This is a genomic window from Rhodococcus sp. (in: high G+C Gram-positive bacteria), assembly GCF_049286785.1.
Taxonomy (GTDB): domain Bacteria; phylum Actinomycetota; class Actinomycetes; order Mycobacteriales; family Mycobacteriaceae; genus Rhodococcus_F.
Map to the genome: position 1 here is coordinate 1 of NZ_JBAQEO010000265.1, position 2,319 is coordinate 2,319.

The following is a 2,319-nucleotide window of genomic DNA, read 5'->3' on the forward strand; positions in this document are numbered from 1 at the left end:
GGAAGCGCACGTCTCAGTCCGGTGGAAGGCATGACCGAGAAACTTACCAGTAAATTGGCCACCCTCTTGGCCCTGTATGACCTGGGTGGGAGTCGTCATGCTGTGGATACCGAGGACGTGGCCATGCGCGCCGCTCAGGTCGCCCCGAAGGCGTTCCGATGGAGGCGTTACCCGGAGCAGGTAAGCCTCGAGGCTGTGCGCTTGGCACTAAAGGACAATAAAAAAGAGGCCTTCGTCACAGGTGGTGTTCGAGATGGCTGGCAGTTGACGCTCGCGGCGGTACAACGATGCGAAGTATTTCGAGGCGGCGCCGAAGTCAGCGAGCCTGATACTGGCCGCATTCGGCGCTCCGCCGCGTTCCGCGCCTGGCGGAAAGGCGGTGCGGAGGTCGTGACGAGTCTTCAGATTATGGATCTCCTCCGGGTGAATGAGTACTTCCCCACTGCCAAACGCCGGCAACGGGTGGTTGCCTTCCTCAACGCTGCCGGCGGTGACGCAGAACTTTCTCGTTTCGCCGCCGCACTTCAGCACCGATTCCCGGAGGTAATGCGCACATGACGTCCCCTCGCCAGATCACGGTCAAGAGCCATGTGGCGCGTGATTTTCTCCAGAACGCCACTTACTTCTCGACGATGCCCAAGGTGGTCTGGGAGTATGTCTCCAATGCGCTCGACAACGCGCGAGACGGATTGCCTGTCGTCGTTGATGTCCATATCTCGGCGGACCGCGTTGAAGTAGACGATAACGCGAGCGGCATGAACCGTGACGACCTGCAGCGCTTCTTCCAGATGCACGGCCAGAATCTTCAGCGCCAGCGCGGCCGGGTGGTGCGTGGTCGTTTCGGCACGGGAAAGAGCGCGGCCTTTGGCATCGCCCGCGCATTGCGGATCGAGACGCGCAAAGAAGGCCGCTACAACATTGTTGAACTCACCCGAGAGGCGATTGAGGCCGCGTCCGACGGTAAGGCGTTTTCTGTGTCGGAGGTTGTCACCGACGCCCCGACCGACGAGGAGGATGGGACAACCATCATCATGAGCCACCTCTTCGATCGGAAGCGTTTGGATATCGACGACACGCGCCGCTACGTCGATCGGCACCTTGGCCGGCACCAGCAGAGCCATCAGGTTCTCATCAACGGACATCCATGCGAGTTCCACGAGCCCGTCTACACGCGCAAATACGAGTTTGACCCGCCACCGCTGGTCGGGGAGCACCTTGGGCTCGTCCGCCTAGTCGTAAGAGTTGCGCCAGCGCCGCTGGATGCCGAGACCAACGGAATCGACGTGCTAGCGCATGGCTTCTGGCACACCACGACTCTGGGTGATTTGCCTCGCCAAGGTGCGGCTCGCCGGTTGTTCGGTGAGGTGACCTGCGATGCTCTGGAGACGTGGGAGGGCGAGCCGCCGCCATTCGACAACACCCGCAACAACACATTGAACCATGCGAACCCTTTGGTCGCGACCCTGCTCGGGTGGGTCAGTAAAGAGTTGCGCCAGGTCGTGAAGGAGCTTGAAGAAGCCGAGCGAGAGCAGCGCAAGAGTGAGGACGCGAGGAAGCTGGCGCGCGAGGCCGAGCGGATCGGGAAAGTGTTGAATGACGATTTCCGAGAGCTCCAGAGGGAGCTTGCCAAGATCCAAGGGGTCCAATCACGGCTCCCGGCACATGGGAGCACCTTGGTGCCTGTCGACACTATCGGGGCGATGACGACGTCTGAAGACCCGGAAGGTGTCGTGCTCCCTGGAGGCGGCGAACTTCCGACCGACTGGCAACAAGCTGGGCCTCAACCCGGCGACGGTCGGCGAGGAACGACGGGAGCTCCGGGCGACGCGCCAAGGCCAGGCACCGACTTGTTGCCGGGCGAGCAGCCTGGCGCGCACCACGAAACCACCACGAGGGCTCGTCGGACCGACACGTTCAAAATCGAGTTCGTGCACGAGACTACCGACGCGCCGCGCGCCCACTACGATCGGGATGCGCGGACTATCTTCGTGAACATGGACCATCCGCAGATCGTCGCTGCACTGCGCCTGTCCGCGGAAATTGAGAGCGACGCGTTCCGCCAAGTTACATATGAGGTCGCCTTCGTCGAGTACGCGCTGGCGCTCATGACCGAGGAAGCACATCGAGATGCAGCGATCGACGCTCATGACCTGCTATACGACGTCCGCCGGACCATTGACCGGATTGCTAAGCGGGTGCCGGAGTTGCTCGGATAGCACCGGCGGAAAAATGGTGGTTTTGGCGGGCTTTGAACACACGCCCGGACAGGCCATCATTGACCGCAATGCCAGCCCGCTTCCGCCACGCCCAGCCTGAGAC

Annotated in this window: 2 protein-coding genes; both read left to right on the forward strand. The window is 61.8% G+C overall.

Annotated elements, in window-relative coordinates; translation table 11 throughout:
- On the forward strand, positions 1-558 hold a 558-nt coding region (locus WAW17_RS10570), incomplete at its 5' end, for a hypothetical protein (protein WP_422332935.1).
- Positions 555-2,216 carry an ATP-binding protein gene (locus WAW17_RS10575; protein WP_422332936.1) on the forward strand — a complete coding sequence of 554 codons (1,662 nt, stop codon included), beginning with the start codon at positions 555-557 and terminating at the stop codon, positions 2,214-2,216. The genes WAW17_RS10570 and WAW17_RS10575, both read left to right, overlap by 4 nt.
- The last annotated feature ends 103 nt before the right edge of the window (positions 2,217-2,319 follow it).